This window comes from Chlamydiales bacterium (genome assembly GCA_041395025.1).
Taxonomy (GTDB): Bacteria; Chlamydiota; Chlamydiia; order Chlamydiales; family JAAKFR01; genus JAJACP01.
Genome location: JAWLBH010000001.1, coordinates 840,929 through 859,786, shown reverse-complemented (window position 1 = coordinate 859,786; position 18,858 = coordinate 840,929). Strand labels below are relative to the sequence as shown.

Sequence of the window (18,858 nt, the reverse complement as noted above, 5' to 3'; positions counted from 1 at the left end):
TTTAACCAACAGAATTTTCTAGTTTTAAGGCTAATAATTGTTTAGCTTCCTCAGCAAATTCAAGTGGAAGTTCTTGAAGTACCTGCTTTCCAAAGCCATTCACAACAAGATGAATCGCTTGTTCTCTTGAAATTCCACGAGATTGGAGGTAAAACAGCTGTTCTTCATTCATCTTTGAGGTCGATGCTTCATGTTCAACTTGCCCTGTATTATTCCCAACTTCAATATAAGGGAAGGTATTAGCAGAGCATTGATTTCCGACTAACATTGAGTCACACTGAGTATAATTCCTTGCCCCTGTAGCCCGAGGGGCAATTTTTACTAAGCCACGATAACTATTATGCGATTGATCAGCAGAGATTCCTTTTGCAATAATTGTTGAACGAGTATTTTTCCCTAAATGGAGCATTTTGGTCCCTGTGTCAGCCTCCATTCGACCATTAGTAAGTGCAATAGAATAAAACTCTCCAACAGATCCATCTCCTTGCAGAATGCAACTAGGATATTTCCAGGTAATCGCTGCACCAACTTCAACTTGCGTCCAAGAAATTTTTGCATAGTCATCACATCTTCCTCTTTTAGTCACAAAATTGTAGATTCCTCCTTTTCCTGTCTGGGAATCACCTGCATACCAGTTTTGAATAGTGGAATATTTAATTTCAGCGCCTTTATGTGCAATCAACTCCACAACAGCTGCATGAAGCTGATTTTTTGAATAGGCAGGAGCTGTACATCCTTCCAAATAACTCACATAAGATCCTTCTTCAGCAATGATTAATGTTCTTTCAAACTGTCCCGATTCTTGATCATTAATACGAAAATAGGTCGAAAGCTCCATTGGACAACGCACACCTTTAGGAATATACACAAAAGACCCATCGGTAAAGACAGCTGAATTTAGTGTAGAAAAATAATTATCTCCAATGGGAACTACACTCCCGAGGTATTTTTCTACAAGTTTTGGATAGTTTTGCACCGCTTCCGAAATTGAACAAAGAACGACACCTGCTTCCTCAAGTTTTTTCTTAAAAGTCGTCCCAATAGAGACTGAATCAAATACCATATCAACTGCAACATTCGCTAAACGTTTTTGTTCATCTAAGGGAATTCCTAGCCGCTTGAATGTTTTGAGTATCTCAGGATCAACCTCATCTAAACTTCCTAGCTTTGCTTTTGTTTTAGGAGCAGAGTAATAAGTAATGTCCTGATAATCAATCGATGGATAGTTGATATTTGCCCATTTCGGTTTTTCTAAGGTTTGCCATTTACGATATGCTTTGAGGCGAAATTCAAGCATAAACGGCATTTCCTCTTTTTTTTCTGAAATTAACCGAATAGTTTCTTCATTAAGACCTTTAGGAATTGACTCACTTTCTACAGGAGTCACAAATCCATATTTGTACTCAGAACGTTGTTTTAAAATCTCTTCTGTTGTTGCTTGCATAAGATGAAATCATACTATAGAGTCCCGGAAATTGCCTAGATTAAAATTGCTATTTCTGAACTATTTTTTAGTTAAAGATTCATTTTTTAAGATTCTCAAGATTAAAAAATTATAATATTTAATTTGTTATTAAACTTTATAATTTAAAATGATTTTAATTAAATTATGGAAATGAAATTAAAAAAAGCTTATCGATCACCATATGAATTTTCATGATAAGATCAATATAAGACAAAAAAGCTCATTTGATGATACAAGATTCCCATGCGTTGGATTGTATTTCTCTCATGTTTTCTTTCTGCCTGCTCTTCTTCTCACTACAATTATCAAATTGAAGGTGCTCAAGAATTTGTACTTGAATCTTATCAAATTTCTCAGGGTAAAAAATCTATTCTTGAATTAGAAGGGAAATCTCCTAAAAATTTGAATAGAGAATATTTAGAAGAATATGAGGATGTAATTGATGAAGATGATCTCCTAAATATTGTCCTCTTTGATCCGATGCAAAACGATTTGATTTGTACTATCAATCAAATTGGACAAACTGTGGGTTACCGTGTGATGAAGGGGATGATTTATCTACCTCATCTTAAACCAGTTTATGTAAAAGGAATGACGCTAACAGAGACTCGTGAAGAGATCCAACGACTCTATTCTCAGGAAATTGAAAATGTAAGTGTATTTATTGACTATGCTCAGCGCTTGCATAGCAAAGTGGAACTCATCGGTGCTGTTAAAAATTCTGAAGTCCTCATCAATGGGAAAACACGTCTCTACGAAGTGCTATCTTTAGCTGGAATAGCTAGCGATACTAATTTATTTAAAAGTTATGTAGTTCGTTCGGGTGAAATTTTACCTGTGGATTTCTATAAACTAGTTCACGAAGGAGATATGTGTCAAAATATTGTTATGCGTCCTAAAGATAAGATTTTCATAGCCGATCCAATGGCTTCCAAAGTAATGGTCATGGGAGAAGTTGGGATGAATACATTAGTTCCTGTTCCTTCAGGTTATATTTCTTTACGGGAAGCCATTGCTGCTGCTGGGGGAATTCCCTTTACAGGTGACAAAAGATGTATTCTTGTGATCCGAGGCAATGCGATGATTCCAAAAATTTATCGTCTTTCTTGGAATCACATCACTTTCCTACCCAATGATAGCCTCTTGCTTGTTCCGGGTGATACTGTTTATATTTCAGAAAGGCCGATTACAAAATGGAATCGTTTCATTGAACAACTCCTACCTAGTTCTTTCTTAATTGATCTTGGCATCAGGACTAAAGGACTTTTCTATTAATGAGAAAGTTTCTATGAGTTTTCTGCAAAAATTTAAATACATCCTTGTTTTTTAAATCTTTATACTTTTTTTTGAACATAGAATTGTTGCCCCTTTTTGGCAATAGATAGAGCATCTTCAAGAGCTAATGTAAAATTAGAATTTATCCCTTTAAGAAACTCAAGTTCTTTATCCCCCTTTTCTTTTTCACCATGAATATAATAAAGCCGACCAAGCAAATAATGGGTTTTCTCATGATCTAGATCGATCATCAAAGCTTGATGCAACACTTTTATAGCTTGCATATCTTCTTTCATGTCCACATAAGCAATAGCAAGATAAAAAACAGACTCGGTATCTTTAGGATTCAGGGTAAGAGCTTTTTTAAAAACTTTTACTGCTTTTTTTGGTCTACCCGCTGTTAAGTAGCAAAGCCCTAAGTTATAAAAGCTATCAGAAACATCCCCACGTAATTCAACTGCACGTTCATAAGCTGAAGTGGCTTCTTTCCATTTTTTTTGAAAAGAGTAAAAAAGACCTAATTTAATCCATCCTTTCCAATATGAAGGATGAATCTCAACTGTTTTTTTCAAATAATCGACTGCTTGAGATAACTGACCCTTTTCGCCAAGCAGAAGTGCTAAATTATAAGATGCTTTAAAATGGACAGAATCATATTTAAAAGCTTCTTTGTAGTAACGGATAGCTTTTTGAAAAGAACCAGCCTGATCATACACACAACCCAAGCTAAATAAACACTCAGCATCATGTGGATGGTCTTTAAGATAAATAGTATACTGCTTCATTGCTTCTTCAAGATTGCCCTGTCTTTCAAAAGCAGCTCCAAGACAATAATGAAGATAACTATTTTCTGGAGCAATTTTTAACCCTTGTTCACACCATTGCATCCCTAAACTCACATTTCCCATTTCTAAAGAGATAATCCCTAAATAACAGTATGCAAGAGGTAAAGAAGGATCAAGATGAATAACTTTTTGAAAATCCATCTCTGCTTCTTCATATTTTCCATCCAAGAATTTTCCTACCCCTGAACAAAAGATTTTCTTCGCAGGACTTGGTTCTCGCGCTGGCAGTGATTTTCCCATACATAGCACCTACAACAGTTTTAATCATCTATTGTGGAATGCAAATTCAGTGCCAATTATTCTTGACGTTAGGAAATATCTTTATCAGATTGATGTGAGGCTTTGATACTCATCCATTTTTGAATGATTTTTCCAGCTAAAGGGGCTGCGTCTTTCCCAAACTCTCCTTGTCGCAGATAAATAATCACTACCAGTTCAGGTTTTAGATAGTCTGGACTCTCATATGCAATCGCCCCAAACCAAATATCTTTTGACTTCAACGTTCTTGAAATGGAGTCAAGGCCATATCTCTCCATGACTTCTGATGTACTTGTTTTTCCAATGATTCGATTCACAAGCTCAGCAGGAAATTGATGTTTTAAAAGCCGAGCTGTCCCTTTTTCTCCCAATACAACCTGACGTAATCCTTGGAGTAAAGGCTTTTGTATTGTTTTAGGAAGAAAAATTCTCCATTTGACATCTTTTTTACAATGCGTAATTTGAGGCTTAAGAATCTCTCCTCCATTTGCTATTCCCGCCATCATCACAGCAGTTTGTAAGGGAGTTCCAACAAGGCTGTGTTGCCCAATTGACATCGCATAAAGACCAGTTCGGTTATAAGCAACATCTTTAGGAATTTTGCCAGCATATTCTCCAGGAAGTCCAATCCCAGTCCGACTACCATATCCAAAAAGTTGAGAAGCAGAACAAAGGTCTTCTGGATCTTCTAAAACATCTCCTGCTAACATCGCAAAGTAAGGATTACTTGAGGTTTCAATTGCATGAACTAAATCAACCTCTCCAATACCATGATGTTCAGATCTTGGTAATCGCCCTCCTCGGTAATAAACCGGAATAGTTGATCCATCGAGATTGTAACCCACATTCCATTCTCCTATTTTCCCTGGTGCACGATGTTTGTTATCGATAATCGTCAAGGGATTAAGATCTTCTGGATGAATAAAATATCTCTGTCTCATTGATTCATAAGCAGTCACTAATTTAAAAATCGAACCAACTGTTGTCGCCTGACGAAAAGCATAAGAACGCGCATACCCAAACCCATATGTTGGATAAAACGCTGAGGCAAGATGTTTCTCTAAAGATCCACGTAATCCTAAATACGAGCCGAAAAGAGGGCGATTGAGCTTATTAAATGAACGTAAACTTTGACAAAAAGAGAGAAAAAGATCGTGCGATGCAAAAGAATCGACCTGTTCCTTGAAACGATGATAATCAAAAATCCATGTAAGCCCGCTATATGCACCTTGAGCAATTTCGTGGGCCCAATGCATTAAATCCAATACATAAGGTTTTAAGGAGAGGTTATTGACATGAGTTTCTTGATTCAAAAAAATAGATAAGAAATCCCAACGATACTTTTCCCAAAAAATAGCAAATTGTTCTTTTCTTACCTTGTCAAGATATTCGATGTAAGGGCGTGAGTATTTACGGCCCATTTTTTTTTCTTCTAGACGTTTTTTTTTTAAAAAACTCTTAAATTCTTTCTCACGCCAATTTTTGAAATCATAATGGTAATATAGTTCTTCAATAATTTGGTACATAGCCTCTTCAACTGAAGAGATCTGAGCACTAGATTTTCGATAATCTACAAGAGACATTTTTCCAATCGCCTCCTTAAGAGAAGCAGAAAAATCACTTGGATCTACATTTATTCGATAGAGATCTACAAGAAGTAACTTCTCATAGTTTAATGGAATTCCATGAAAATACGAGTCAAGGGAACTACATATTTCATCAATTTGAGGTTTGAATAGAACCATTTTATCTGCAAAAAATGCCCGTTCCTGAAGAGAGATATTTGTATAAGTAGAAATATGATTCTCTCCATCATAAACAACGTCAAAAATTTTTGCAGGAGTAATTGAAAAATTTTCTGTCTCAAATAACGAAATCAATTCACAAACCTTCTTCTGCACCCAAATTGCATCATTAATTGTCCCTTTCAAATCAAGCCTTTGCCTCACTGGTGAATGCGCTGGTAAAATCATTCCAAGATAAGTATTCCAATCTAATTTGATCTCTTCTTGATAAAAAGTCTGAGAAATTTGATTAAATCGATCTCTTATAAGAGAAGACTTTAAATCCCAAAGAGATGCAATATGAGCTTCTGTCTCTAACCATTGATGAATTTTTCTATTTTTTTCAGCAGATTTAATGATATCCCCTGTGCGAATAAAATCATTTGGATCAAAACGAGGAGAAGAAGCAAGGGCATAAATCTCTCCAGAATGGGGATCCATAACAACAATTGCTCCTCCTTTAATCCACGGTTGATGCTCAGGAATAAGAGCTTGTCTCTTAATAGAAGCAGGACGCGTACTAGGGAGTTCCTGATCATATTCAACAAGAAGCTGTTCTGCATAAGCTTGCAATTCAGAAGAGATAGATAGAATAACTGGTTGACCAGGAATTGAAGATTCTGATCCCATAAGTTCTCTTAAAAAATTTCCTCTCGTATCTACGAGATACCTATGTCTACCTCTAAAACCTCTCAATTGTTCATCAAAAACAGCCTCGACTCCCATTTTCCCCACAAAATCATTAATAGTATAAGCCTTTTTCTCAAGTTGTTTGAGACGTTGTTGCACTTCTTCAACAGTCTGATATTCTTGAGGAAAAGGAGAGTGATCTCCCTCTTTCCACATCATAATAGACTCGCGTAATTCATGGAGTTCTTGAGTAATCTCTTTGTACTCGATCGCACTAATAGGACCAATATAACCGACTACATCCCCTCCAACTGGACCCATAGGATAGTATCTCTTAGGAGCAATTTCAGCATATAATCCAGGCCAATCTTTTTCTAACATTTTGAGACGAAAATACTCTTCTTCAGAAATATCTTCTTTTAAAATACAAGGTACATTACCTAAAATGGCTGCTTTCGAGTGTATCAAGTCCTCGATTCTCTCTGGATCAAGATGAAGCTCTTCACTTAGTTTTTCAGAAAGAGCTTTAATGTAATCTCTTCGATAAAAATTTTTGACACGTTTTCCTTCGAAATTTTTTTTGAATACTATCCTAGGTAAATCAGAAATCCCTCCATAAGCAATAGCAGCATTATACTGGACTTTATTCACTGCCATTGGAATATGAAAACGATCGCAAATTGTGGCTCTATTCGCTCTTTCTATCACGACTTTTTCTTGTGGTTTACGCGATTCTTCCAATTTTTCTTGATGCTGCAGGACAGAAAGATGCCATATACGAATCAGAATCAAGAGAATAATAACCAATACACCATTTAAAATTCGGTTGGCTTTTTCAGGAATTTTATGCTTTTTATTCAAAGATGCAATCTTCATAAGATGAGAATCAAACGTTGATTTTAATTAAAAAAAATACTTCCACAAATAATTCCTCTTCTTTTATAGTTTTACATCCTTTTCTGATCTTATCTCAACAGGGATTTTGGTTATTTTCCTCCTGCTATCTACTATTTAAAGTAGCTATAACATCAAGCTAGAAAAAAATAGGTCTAATCAGACTCGAGTTTTGATTACATCTCTTTCAACTCAACTTGCACAAAAAAAGATCATAAATTACAATTTTTGGTTTATTAGGGCGCCTGTAGCTCAATGGTAGAGCAGTAGCCTTCCAAGCTACTGGTGTCAGTTCGATTCTGATCAGGCGCTTTATTTCTAAATAATATCTAAGAAATCCGAGTGGGTTTTTTAGTTTGTATATCTAAAATAATGATTAATCAAGACCGAAATTCTGTCAAAAAACAGGATGCCGTGTCAAAAAGGTCAAAGGGACAAGGCTTGATATGAAAAAAGATGTAAGTGTGAAAGATTTATTAGAAGCAGGAGCCCATTTTGGGCACCAAAAAAGACGATGGAATCCAAAGATGAAACGTTTTATCTTTGATGTACGTAATAAATTATATATTATTGATTTAGCCAAAACATTACAACAATTAAGAAAAGGGATTGAAGTGGTATCGAATTTGGTTTTAGAACACAAATCCATTTTGTTTGTTGGTACAAAAAAACAGGCTAAATCAGTTATTCGTGAGTCTGCCGAGGCATGTGATGAATTTTATGTCTGCGAACGTTGGCTTGGTGGAATGTTAACCAATATGAGTACTATTCGAAATTCAATTAAAATTTTAGAAAAAATTGAACATCAGCTTGCAACAACTGGAGATGGGATGACCAAAAAAGAAATCTCTCTCTTAACAAAAAAGCAAGAAAAGCTTGAAAGTCATCTTTCAGGAATGCGAGCAATGCGTAAATTACCCGGTCTTTTAATTGTTGTTGACCCAAGTCATGAACACATTGCAGTGGCTGAAGCAAAAAAACTTGATATTCCTGTACTTGCCCTGATTGATACAAATTGCGATCCAGATCTTATTGACTATCCAATCCCCTGCAATGATGATGCTTTAAAAAGCATCAAAGTGATTATTCAAGCATTAACTCAAGCAATCATTGACTCTAAAAATACACTTAATCTCTCAGTAGAAGGAGAAAAAAAGGAAAAAGCGATTAGCTCTTCTCAAGATAATATATTAGAAGAGGTGCTATAATGGTTGAGATCAACGCAGAAATGATAAAAACTCTTAGACATCGTACCGGAATTGGAATGGGAAAATGTAAAGAAGCTTTACAAGCTGCTCATGGTGATATTGAGTTAGCTATTGCTAACCTTCGCAAAGCTGGAATAGCTTCAGCTGTAAAAAAAGAAGGACGCCAAACTAATGAAGGGATGATTTGTGTCGCTGAAACGCATTCAACAATGGTGGTTATTGAAGTTAATGCCGAAACAGATTTTGTTGTGAAAAACGAACGCTTTCAGGAATTTGCACATAATTTAGCTAAAGAAGCTTGTGATTCTTCAGCAACAAATATTGAAGATTTTCTTAATCAATCTTATACGAAAGATCCAACTCTTACTCTTGATCAATATCGATCAACAATTGTAGAAGGTTTAGGTGAAAACATACGCATCAGTCGTTTAAAAAGATTCAGTAAAAAAATCGATTCGACACTTGCTTTTTATTCCCACCAAGGAGGACAGATTGTCACAATTGTGGAAATTGCTGGATCAAGTCATTTGGGTCAATTCGGGAAAGAAATTGCCATGCATATTGCTGCGGAAGCACCTGATTATATCTCACCCCAAAAGATTCCCGATCACCTTATTGAACAGGAAAAAGAGATTGCAAGAGCACAAATTAAAGGAAAGCCCGAAAGTATTGTAAATAAAATCCTTGAAGGTAAATTAAATGCATTTTTCGATCAAGTCTGCTTACTTAATCAAAAATTTATCAAAAATGGCAATCTGACAATCCAACAACTTCTAGCAACAGAAAGCAAAAAAATAGAGAGTGAAATCACTATTTCTCATTTTCTTCGTTGGAAAGTTGGAGAATACAATGGATAGATACCAGAGAATTATCATTAAACTTTCAGGTGAAGCATTCATGGGATCTCAGGACCATGGTTTGTGTCATAATGCCTTATCCCAAATTGCTCATCAAATTTCTAAACTTCAAAAATATAATTGTCAAGTTGGAGTTGTGATAGGAGCCGGGAATTTATTTCGCGGTCTTCAGAAGAGTCAAGAACTGCAGATCGAGCGGATCCATTCCGATGAAATTGGGATGCTTTCTACTTTGATTAATGGAATTGCATTAAAAGATGCTCTAATTAAGATTGGTACTAAAGTCCATCTAATTACAGGATTAGAATGTCCAAGAATAGCTGAATCTTATCAAGTAGATCGAGTGATTGAATACTTATCTATGGGAGAGGTTGTTCTTTTTGTTGGAGGGATTGGTCATCCTTACTTCACAACAGATACAAATGCTGCGCTAAGAGCTTGTGAAATTCATGCTGATATTCTATTTAAAGCTACAATGCATGTTGATGGAGTATTTGATAAAAACCCCTCTCAGCATATGAATGCAAAAATCTATCATCAAATTTCTTTTCAAGAAATTTTGAAAAAAGAATTAGCAATCATGGATTTTTCTGCAATTACGATGTGTATGCAAGCAAAAATTCCGATTCGAGTTTTTAATTTTAACAAAGTGTCTCTCACAGATGCGCTTTTAGACAAATCTTTGGGAACATTGATAAGTGGGTGAATCTATGGATGTCATGTCAGATATTCGAAAAAAAATGGAAGGGGCAGTTGATCATCTTAAATATGAGCTCAACTCTCTCAGAACAGGTCGAGCAAATCCAGCTATTTTAGACAATGTTTATGCTACAGTTTATGGTACGAAGATGCGAATCAAAGATCTTGCAACTATCTCAGTACCTGAGCCACGTCAAATTCTCATCTCTCCTTTTGATATAAATAACCTGCATCCTATTGCAAAAGGCATTGAGCTAGCTAATCTTAATCTACAGCCAATTGTTGATGGAAATATCATAAGAATGCAGCTACCTGAAATGAACCAAGCAGCTAGAGAAGAGATGGTCAAACAGGCACGACGAAAGCGTGAGGCTGCAAAAATATCCATTCGCAACGTTCGTCGCGAAGGTAACGAGTTGATAAAAAAACAAAAAACAGATGGAGATCTTCCTGAAGATCGGATGAAAAAGTTGGAAAAAAATATTCAAGAACTCACCGATCAATGTTGTAAAGAAGCTGACAAAATCACTGAAACAAAAGAAAAAGAAATCATTACAATTTAAGTTATTGCCATATACCTATCCTATGATTAAAATGGTTTTGCATTTTTAGTTGTTACGGCCCCATCGTCTAGCCAGGCCTAGGACACCGGGTTTTCATCCCGACAACAGGGGTTCGAATCCCCTTGGGGTCAAATTCAATTTTTTGAAGACTATCCTTTAATCTTTAGGGTCTTTAGCTCAGTTGGTTAGAGCACCTCACTTTTAATGAGGGGGTCGATGGTTCGAGTCCATCAAGACCCAGTTTTTTTTCGTTATTTTTTATCTAGAACATTATTCTTGATTTCTGTTTTTTCTTGTTCCCTCTATCATTTTATCTAACTATTTAAAAATAAAGAGTCAATTATTCAACTTTTGCTGATTTTAATGATATCTAGCTCTATTGGAATTTCGATCAAAACGTACAAATAGCATTTCTTATATGAGTCAATTTGCAAATATTTTCGAGGATCATTAAGATATAGATTTTACTTAAATTTTAATAGATGCCTGAACGACCATTAGATTGCACCGAGTGTAAAAAGCCAATTTCTGTCCATTATATTGAAATCATTCAAGAAAAAGTCACACGTACAGGGATGTGTTTGAATTGTCCCCATCTTGAAAAACGATTACATGGAAATACATCTCACAATACTCAAGATAAAAAAGAAAAAATGGCAGACCTTGTATGTGGAAATTGTGGAACATCCTTAGAAGCGATTCGTATGGGCCATCTTCTTGGATGTTCAGATTGTTATAATGTCTTTGCTGAAATTCTTGTTGATGATTTATTTAAGGAAAAACGTGTCTCTCGCCACCTTAATCCAAGTAAGAAAGGTCAGCCTCTGCATATTGGAAGAGTCCAAGGAGAAATGACTGGCATTAGTCCAACCTTACGTTTAATTACTTTAAACGAAGCAATTGATGAAATGTTAATAAAAGAAGATTACGAACAAGCTGCTTTACTAAGAGATCAAATCCGTGCATTAAAGCAGAAGGTAGAAGATGAAAAAACATCGGAGTGAAATCGATCAAATTTATCAACTCAACAAATTGTGGGAAAATGATTCCCACAATGTATGGCTTGCTTCAACCCTAAGTCTTGCCCGTAACTTAAACAAATTTAAATTTTCTTCTAAGCTTGATAAAGCACGCCAAGAACAATTGATTAGATTAATTTGGGAAGGATTTAATGGAGTCCCTATACTTAATCAACCTCTTCTTTATCATTCTGAAGATATAGGCCCATTAGAAAAAGAATTTTTAGTTGAACATTTTCTCATTCAAAATCCCTTTCATCAAGCCCATGCAGGAGAAGGATTTATTATAGATCAATCTGCTAAATTTTTGGCAATGTTAAATCTACAAGACCATCTTCGAATTCATCAAGTTGATACTCAACAGGAAATTGAAAAATCTTGGAATCAACTTGTAGAAATAGAAAGCCATTTAAATAAAAATCTTGATTTTGCATTTAATAGTCGTTTTGGGTTTTTAACAGCTGATCCTCTTTATTCAGGAACCAGTTTAACGATCTCTCTATTTTTGCATATTCCTGCGATCATCCATACTGGTGAATTACCGGAACTACTGGAAAAAGAAAAAGAAGAAGAGGTAGAGGCAGTTGGCCTTCATGGGAAAGCAACTGAAATGATTGGTGATATTTTAGTTGCACGCAATACTTGTACGATTGGATTAACAGAAGAATATATTTTGACAACGATGCGTATGTGGGCAACACGAGCTATCGTTGCAGAAATCCATATGCGGAAAAAACTCATCGAAAATAATAACGAACAAATCAAAAATAAAGTTACTCGAGCGCTGGGTCTTTTAACACATTCCTATCAACTTGAAGTCATTGAAGCATTAAATGCATTAAGCTTAGTGAAGCTAGGCATTGAAATTGGATGGGTATTAGCGCCTAAAGAGTTCAATTTTAATCAAATTTTCTTTAATTGTAGACGAGCCCATCTTCTCAATATTTCTAATAAAGCCATCCAAATTCCTGAATTACCTAAACAACGGGCTAAATACTTGCATGAAATTGCAAAAAAACTTAAAATTTCTTTATAATTCTTCAGATGTGATCTGTTCTACTGATTCAATAATAGACTATAAAAATCTCAAAGATTAAAAAGAATATTTTAGCATCATGAAAGGGAAAAGTTCTTCACGTTGAATAATTTTTCCTACATAAGAGCAATACAATTGCTCGTTATACCGTTTAGCTGCTAAACCAGCTCCACTAATTCCACCAAAATACCATCCACCTTCAAAACTCAGTGTAATGACTCCTGCTGCAATATTACCTTCATGCAAAAAATGAGCAGCTGCACCAATAAAAAGAGCATTCACAAGAAAAGCTGTTACTGCTGTTTGTCTCATTCCAATATACCAGTAACCTGCTCCAGGCATAATCGCATTAAATATCTCTGCTTTTTGTATCGATTTCATTGCTTTATGATATCCACAAAATACTCCCCTATAAGCTGGATTAAGGGATAAATAATTCAAATCAACTTTTTTAATTGCTTCTAAAATGGTGAGACGGTGAGCTATTTCAGAATCTTGTATCTCAATTAAATTTAGGACGTGGGAAGCATGATCGGTTTTCCCCAATTGATAATAACTATCATAAAGAATCAAAAGTAGGTCAGAATAGGCAGGAAAAAGTGAGTCTATCGATCCAAGATCTGTTGAGTCAACAATATAAATTACCTCTGTATATTTTCTACCTAAGTAATAAGCCAGAGCAATCATATATTGAATCTCCTGGGAACGTCCTTTCAAATCATTAGGAATCAAATACAAGGCTCGTTTAAATCCAGTAATTGCGCGATAAAGATCAAAATCTTCAGCAAATAGAAGAGCAATTCTATATTCTTTTCCCCAATCTGTTTCTTTTTCTTCAGGGCTTAAAGGAGAAAAAGGAAGAAGAGAAAAATTCTCAGGTAGAGAAAGAGAAATGCGTTTTTCTTTTTGAATTTCCTTAGGATGAGGTGGAAACTGAATAGAAGGTTGGATACATTTAGGAACACGATAGTAACATCCTGTTTGAAATACGCATAACATCATCAGAATCGTGACTTTCCGAAACATAGGGATATTCTCAGAAATTCTGAATTTTATAGCGAGCTATTTTAATGTATTGGATTCATGGGAGGATAGACCTCGCATTCGGGAGCTTGTTCACAACAGGATTCTTGCAATGATGAGGGATCTGTATCAAAGTTATATTGATAGCCTTCTTGATTAGTTAATTTAATCTGATCGTCAATTACAGTCATCACTTTTGGACGAATAAACATAATCATATTTCGTTTACTACGTTGCTCAATATTACGTGAAAAAAGTGGACCAATAAGAGGTAATGTCCCCAAACAAGGAATCCCAGAGTTTACTTTTGTACACTGATCTCGAATATGACCACTCATAACAAAAAAACAACCATCAGGAACATGAACACGAGTGGTCGCAAGAATTTTTTGTGTCTGAGGTGCAATCACATTTTCTGTTGTCACAGAAAGTACATTAGAAATGGCTTGATTAATATCAATCGTCACAACATTACTAGGTGAAATTGTTGGAGTCACTTGAAGTTGAATCCCTATATCTTCGTATTGAAAGTTTTGTGTCACTGATCCAGTTTGCTGAATCACAGTGCTAGTAGTCTGGTAGGGAATATTCTCTCCAACAAAGAAATTTGCTGACTGTGTATCTTCAACCATAATTCGTGGATTAAGTACTACTTGGGTTTGCATCTCTTGATCGAGAGCACTCACTAGTGCTCCTAATGTCAAAAATGATTGTCCATGATGACGAAGAATATTCCCAATAATTCCAAATCCAAATGCTTCTGTTTGATTGACGATATTACTGATTCCGGAAAGAGAAGAAGGTACTGGAAGTGGAATATCGCGTCCAGGGTTGGGAATTAGAGGAGGCTGGGAAGAGGGGTTCGATGCGATATAACGAGCTCCAGGAGGAATTGATCCTCCTTGAAGATTTGGATTTGGAGGTGAATTGCCTAATAAACCTGAAGCATATGCAAGCTTATTCTGCTCATCACCCAAGGCAATCCATTGAACACCAAAATCAAGCGAATTCTGTAAAGTTGTATCGATAATTAAGACTTCGATATAAACTTGCTTAGGAGGTTGATCTAGATCATCTAGCAATTCAACAATTTTTTTAATGGCATGACTAGAGCCAGTGACAATGATCGAATTATTTACCTCTAACCATTGCAGACTATGAATAGTATTAACAAAATCTAAATTCGCGACACCAGAATATTGTAAATTTGCGCCAATCTCTTTCATTGCATCAGCAATCTTCTGTCCTTTTTGATATTTTAATTTATACATGTGAAAATTATTATTTGCCATTGCATCTGAAGGCAAATCTGGAGCAATTTCTGTGATATCTGCAGTGTCTAAAGCTTGTAAAACTTGAATAGCTTTTTGATTTAAATAAGGAGTAGAAACCACAAATATTTTGTTTGAAGAAGGCTGAGCAATGATTTGCAAGGGGTTATCCCCAGCTAAAGGAGCTAATATTTCTCGTGCATAACTCACAAGAGCACTAGGATAAGCACTATTAACTTTATATTCGAGAATATCAAAAGCTGTATTTGGGATATCAAGAGCGGAAAGAAGATCTGCAATCTTATCAACATTTGCTGTCATATCTGTAACAATCAAATGATGTGTTTCAACAGAAACCTCAACAATCGCATCAGAAGATAGGAGGGGTTTTACAATTGTTTGAATCTTGTTTGGATCAATATTGTAGAGTCGAAAAACACGAGTGATCACTGCTGCCTCACATGCTTCATGAATATTTGTATCAGTAATCACTGTAGAGACTTTTGACATATTTTGATTTTTATAAATCAAAATATTGTTCCCTTGTTCTACAACTGAAAGACCGTGAATTCTTAAAATCTGGAGCAATGCTGCAGAAAGATCTTCTATGGATGTTGGGTCTTCAGAAATAATCGTAATTGCGAAATTTAAATCATTCTTATCAAATACAAAATTTGTCCCAGAAATTTTACTAATAAACTGGATCAGTTGAAGGATAGAAATATCTTCAAAATTAATCGTATATCCTTCTCTCTTAGGATCGCAATTAGGTTTCAGATATTTACCAAAATCTATTCCTTTAAGCTCAGTTTTAGTTTCTGAAGTTTTATTTGTCTGACTGAATTCTTTAATTTCATTTTTATGCTTTCTTTCTGCAGCTAACAATCCATCCGATTGAATGTGGAATGAAGGATGAGATTCATGGGAAACCGAAGCTAATTGATGATCATTTGCATGAAGAGTTGGTCGCAATAAAGGATGAGAAGAGGATTGAATAATTGTGATCGGTCTTTCTAGAGATCCTTGTGTATCTGATCCAATCAGTTCAGATTTGCCATATTTTTCACCATACACAAATGGCATTAAACTAATAATAAATACACATATATAAATGAAATAAAAATTTCTAAGGCGCATTGTCTTCATTATATCTGGCTATATGGTATTGGGTATAGTGAAAATTATTATTTTTACCCAGCTATGTTTCCCTTTGAATACTAATTACAGTAATTGGAGATTCAAAAAAAGCTCGTTCTTCTTTTTGCGAGACTTTGCGAAAAATGGCTTCAACTTGTTTTTGTGGATCCAAAAAAAGAGTCTCCATTAGAGCATTTAAAAATCGTCCTTCATCCTTCTCAATTTCCTGAATACTTTTTGCTTGACCAGCTTGAAAAGTATGCAAAGTTAAATTATCTCCAATATTCCAATTCGAATCAACTTCAAGAAATTCTGGAGAATTTGAAATTCCTAAAGGGGCATTTTCAGCAGTTAAACGACGAGGAGTTTTCCCACCTGCAGGTAAATACCAGAGTGGGCTATAGCCACAAGAGATGTAAGAAAAACGTTCTTGTAGTGGGTATAGAGTCAGCAAAGAAAAAGAAAAACTCTGACTATTCTTTTGATCAAGAATTCTAGCATTTAATGTTGATACAAAATCGAGTGGTGTGTTGATAGCATGAGCCAAAGCATGAACCATGCCTTTCAATATAGCAATTTGTAATAAACCTTGAACACCTGTCGTTAAGGATTCACCCATAACAAGGCTATAGATCCCCTCTTTTGGCTCGAAAAAATCATAATAGACAGAAGAGAGAGCAGTACTACAGTTCGAGGAAAGCGCCATATTCACACGCTGCCAATTGGGAAGATGAGGAGGAATTAAAATTGATTGTGCTTGTCGAAGATTCTCTTTCAACTCACCAAGATAATCACTGCCACGCATATCATGTTGTAGTTCATTTGAATTTAAGTAAGCTGAAACTTCTTGAATAAATTCTACAATATCATCAAATCGATCTTTTCGCTTTGGTTGAAGTGCTTTCGATAAAAGCTTCTGTAAACCACGTGGAACATTCGAAAGATGAACCAATCCATGTGATAAACGCCCTAATATGAGTTCATAAGTAATAATCCCTAAGGCATATACATCGATAGAAAAATCTACATTAAGAGGATTCTCGATTTGCTCAGGACTCATGTAAACCGGAGTGCCAAGAAGTTGAGTCTTAGTAGAATTTATTTTCTCTGTATATATCTGTGAAATACCAAAATCTACTACTTTTACTCCTCCTTGAGCTGTTAGAAGAATATTTTCTGGTTTCAGATCACGATGAATAATCCCATGGACATGAAGATGTGTAAGGGCATAACCAATTTGAATTACAACTTCAAGTGCCCTTTTTAATGACATTGCTTCTTGCAAAATCATTTGACGGAGAGAAATTCCCTGGATGAATTCCATCGCAATATACACTCCTCCTTCCCACTTACCATTCCCATAAATTTTCACAATATTAGGATGATCAGTTAGAGCAATAATCTCTGCTTCTCGCATAAAACGGTCTACCATTTCAGGATGAGAAACATACTTAGATGAAAGTACTTTAATGGTAATTGGCTGATGGGTCTCAGGATGAATACCAAGATAAAGAAGAGTCATCCCACCTCGATCTAGGAGACTCTCAATCCTGTATCCGCCGATATGGCTTGGAAACTCATGAGTCACTGATTTCCTTTCTCCTATCTAAAATAAAATGATCCTTTTTATAGCGATAAAATGCGCACACCCAATGTTTCACCAATACGAATCAATTCTCCACGTCCAACTTTTTTGCCATTAACGACAAGATCTACTCCCTGTTCAGGGTGAACATTGATTTCTATTAAATTACCAGGATTCAAATCCATCAATGCCTTGGCTGTCATACGCAGACGTCCTACTTCAACAGTTAAATCTATAGGTAATTCTTCGATTGCGATTGTCGTTTCATTAGGTATGAGTTCCATTTTTTTCATACTCTCTTCTTCATCAAAATCTTCCAAATCTTTTAGAGAGGGATTTTCATCCTCTAATTCTGATGTGAAATCCTCTGATTGATTCATGTCAAAGAATGGTTCCTCATCCATAAACGTACTTACCTCCTGATAGTTAGGGTACTCAGTGATTTTAATGCCTCTTTCTTTAAAACGCCCTCGAAAAAGAGATTTTTGATTAAGAGATAGAACAACCCCTCCCTTTTTTTTCACTGGATCGTATGAGCAATGATCGAGTAAAATAAAATCTCCCTTCTTTACGTTTTTCCATTCTTTAAACTTAAGCCTTGTATGACCAATCTCTAAACTGATATCTAAATTGATTTTCTCCTTAACCTCACAAGATAGAGTAGAGGGAAGAAGATGAGAAAAATAACTTTTCCATTCACGACGAAAATCTGCTGTTAGGAGTAATTTAGCTCGAAAGGGTTGTTGATTCAGAGAACAGAATATGTTGATGACAAAACAAGGTTGTTCTCCAATGACTTGTTGAATATCCTCGCAAACCTCACCCAATCTAGGAGAAAGAGGAGAGGCAAAATTCAAATTCTCAAGAATAGAAAGAATTTCAGCAATAAAATAATAGTAAAACCCTTCAACAAGGGAAGGATCGTAAAAGTAAGCGGTTTCTTTTTTTTCTCCAAGAAGATTTCTCATCAATTGTTTAAGATCTTGACCGTTTGTCAGAAAATACACAGGAAGTGTTAAGGGGACCCATTCGATCGGTAAACACATCAGCCCTTTCCCTAAACCAGACCATATCTTACCCCCAACTTCCCAACCTTTAATATCATATCCAGTTTTCAATAAGCCATGTCCAAGCACTTCTTGCAGACGTTTTTCAAAAACTTTCCAATCAAAGGGTGCAGGAAGCCCAAATTGCGGTTTTTCTTCAAGATTAAGGAGAAGACGTTCGACCTCCCTAATCCAATCAAGAGGTTTATCAGCAGTCATAGCCATGATTTTTTCAATTTCTATATCTTTACTATATCCCAAGT

At 35.6% G+C, this 18,858-nt stretch carries 14 protein-coding genes and 3 tRNA genes; 10 read left to right on the top strand and 7 right to left on the bottom strand.

Features of this window, described 5'->3' with window-relative positions:
* Position 1 precedes the first annotated feature (1 nt).
* Positions 2–1,444 carry a Fe-S cluster assembly protein SufB gene (gene sufB / locus R3E91_03885; protein ID MEZ5315333.1) on the bottom strand — a complete coding sequence of 481 codons (1,443 nt, stop codon included), beginning with the start codon at positions 1,442–1,444 and terminating at the stop codon, positions 2–4.
* Between the two features lie 264 nt (positions 1,445–1,708).
* On the opposite strand from sufB, the gene R3E91_03880 reads away from it, so the two are divergent.
* Positions 1,709–2,740: a polysaccharide biosynthesis/export family protein gene (locus R3E91_03880; GenBank protein ID MEZ5315332.1), complete on the top strand. Its 1,032-nt coding sequence runs from the start codon at positions 1,709–1,711 to the stop codon at positions 2,738–2,740.
* 59 nt (positions 2,741–2,799) lie between these two features.
* On the opposite strand, the gene R3E91_03875 is transcribed toward R3E91_03880, so the two are convergent.
* Both R3E91_03875 and R3E91_03870 read right to left on the bottom strand, forming a co-directional pair.
* Entirely contained in the window at positions 2,800–3,825 is a 1,026-nt protein-coding gene (locus R3E91_03875; protein ID MEZ5315331.1) for a tetratricopeptide repeat protein, read from the bottom strand.
* A 68-nt stretch (positions 3,826–3,893) separates the two neighbouring features.
* Complete coding sequence (locus tag R3E91_03870) at positions 3,894–7,133, bottom strand: penicillin-binding transpeptidase domain-containing protein (protein ID MEZ5315330.1); 3,240 nt, start codon at positions 7,131–7,133, stop codon at positions 3,894–3,896.
* Between the two features lie 259 nt (positions 7,134–7,392).
* On the opposite strand from R3E91_03870, the gene R3E91_03865 reads away from it, so the two are divergent.
* The 9 genes from R3E91_03865 (at position 7,393) to R3E91_03825 (ending at position 12,533) form a co-directional block, all read left to right on the top strand.
* A tRNA-Gly gene (locus R3E91_03865) sits at positions 7,393–7,463 on the top strand.
* A 134-nt stretch (positions 7,464–7,597) separates the two neighbouring features.
* Complete coding sequence (gene rpsB / locus R3E91_03860) at positions 7,598–8,359, top strand: 30S ribosomal protein S2 (protein MEZ5315329.1); 762 nt, start codon at positions 7,598–7,600, stop codon at positions 8,357–8,359.
* The gene (gene tsf / locus R3E91_03855) at positions 8,359–9,216 is read left to right on the top strand and encodes a translation elongation factor Ts (GenBank protein MEZ5315328.1); all 858 of its coding nucleotides are present in this window, start codon (positions 8,359–8,361) and stop codon (positions 9,214–9,216) included. The genes rpsB and tsf overlap by 1 nt, the downstream gene beginning before the upstream one ends.
* Positions 9,209–9,922, top strand: coding sequence for a UMP kinase (gene pyrH / locus R3E91_03850; GenBank protein MEZ5315327.1), 714 nt, complete (start codon positions 9,209–9,211; stop codon positions 9,920–9,922). Before tsf ends, pyrH begins: the two co-directional genes overlap by 8 nt.
* A gap of 4 nt (positions 9,923–9,926) precedes the next feature.
* A complete protein-coding gene (frr, locus tag R3E91_03845; protein ID MEZ5315326.1) occupies positions 9,927–10,478 on the top strand; it encodes a ribosome recycling factor in 552 nt (183 codons plus the stop codon).
* 56 nt (positions 10,479–10,534) lie between these two features.
* A tRNA-Glu gene (locus R3E91_03840) sits at positions 10,535–10,609 on the top strand.
* Positions 10,610–10,644: 35 nt separating this feature from the next.
* Positions 10,645–10,718 (top strand) — tRNA-Lys (locus R3E91_03835).
* Between the two features lie 242 nt (positions 10,719–10,960).
* A complete protein-coding gene (locus R3E91_03830; protein ID MEZ5315325.1) occupies positions 10,961–11,482 on the top strand; it encodes a UvrB/UvrC motif-containing protein in 522 nt (173 codons plus the stop codon).
* Positions 11,463–12,533: a hypothetical protein gene (locus R3E91_03825; protein ID MEZ5315324.1), complete on the top strand. Its 1,071-nt coding sequence runs from the start codon at positions 11,463–11,465 to the stop codon at positions 12,531–12,533. The genes R3E91_03830 and R3E91_03825 overlap by 20 nt, the downstream gene beginning before the upstream one ends.
* A gap of 57 nt (positions 12,534–12,590) precedes the next feature.
* On the opposite strand, the gene R3E91_03820 is transcribed toward R3E91_03825, so the two are convergent.
* The 4 genes from R3E91_03820 to sctQ form a co-directional block, all read right to left on the bottom strand.
* The gene (locus R3E91_03820; GenBank protein ID MEZ5315323.1) at positions 12,591–13,559 is read right to left on the bottom strand and encodes a hypothetical protein; all 969 of its coding nucleotides are present in this window, start codon (positions 13,557–13,559) and stop codon (positions 12,591–12,593) included.
* Positions 13,560–13,600: 41 nt separating this feature from the next.
* A complete protein-coding gene (locus R3E91_03815; protein ID MEZ5315322.1) occupies positions 13,601–15,910 on the bottom strand; it encodes a type II secretion system protein GspD in 2,310 nt (769 codons plus the stop codon).
* A 115-nt stretch (positions 15,911–16,025) separates the two neighbouring features.
* A complete protein-coding gene (locus tag R3E91_03810; GenBank protein MEZ5315321.1) occupies positions 16,026–17,552 on the bottom strand; it encodes a protein kinase in 1,527 nt (508 codons plus the stop codon).
* 38 nt (positions 17,553–17,590) lie between these two features.
* The gene (gene sctQ / locus R3E91_03805; protein MEZ5315320.1) at positions 17,591–18,856 is read right to left on the bottom strand and encodes a type III secretion system cytoplasmic ring protein SctQ; all 1,266 of its coding nucleotides are present in this window, start codon (positions 18,854–18,856) and stop codon (positions 17,591–17,593) included.
* Between the last annotated feature and the right edge of the window lie 2 nt (positions 18,857–18,858).

Bases quoted from the DNA above. Each gene is read 5' to 3' on its own strand.
- sufB (MEZ5315333.1), bottom strand. From the start codon at position 1,444: ATGCAAGCAACAACAGAAGAGATTTTAAAACAACGTTCTGAGTACAAA.
- R3E91_03880 (MEZ5315332.1), top strand. From the start codon at position 1,709: ATGCGTTGGATTGTATTTCTCTCATGTTTTCTTTCTGCCTGCTCTTCT.
- R3E91_03875 (MEZ5315331.1), bottom strand. From the start codon at position 3,825: ATGGGAAAATCACTGCCAGCGCGAGAACCAAGTCCTGCGAAGAAAATC.
- R3E91_03870 (MEZ5315330.1), bottom strand. From the start codon at position 7,133: ATGAAGATTGCATCTTTGAATAAAAAGCATAAAATTCCTGAAAAAGCC.
- rpsB (MEZ5315329.1), top strand. From the start codon at position 7,598: ATGAAAAAAGATGTAAGTGTGAAAGATTTATTAGAAGCAGGAGCCCAT.
- tsf (MEZ5315328.1), top strand. From the start codon at position 8,359: ATGGTTGAGATCAACGCAGAAATGATAAAAACTCTTAGACATCGTACC.
- pyrH (MEZ5315327.1), top strand. From the start codon at position 9,209: ATGGATAGATACCAGAGAATTATCATTAAACTTTCAGGTGAAGCATTC.
- frr (MEZ5315326.1), top strand. From the start codon at position 9,927: ATGGATGTCATGTCAGATATTCGAAAAAAAATGGAAGGGGCAGTTGAT.
- R3E91_03830 (MEZ5315325.1), top strand. From the start codon at position 10,961: ATGCCTGAACGACCATTAGATTGCACCGAGTGTAAAAAGCCAATTTCT.
- R3E91_03825 (MEZ5315324.1), top strand. From the start codon at position 11,463: ATGAAAAAACATCGGAGTGAAATCGATCAAATTTATCAACTCAACAAA.
- R3E91_03820 (MEZ5315323.1), bottom strand. From the start codon at position 13,559: ATGTTTCGGAAAGTCACGATTCTGATGATGTTATGCGTATTTCAAACA.
- R3E91_03815 (MEZ5315322.1), bottom strand. From the start codon at position 15,910: ATGCCATTTGTGTATGGTGAAAAATATGGCAAATCTGAACTGATTGGA.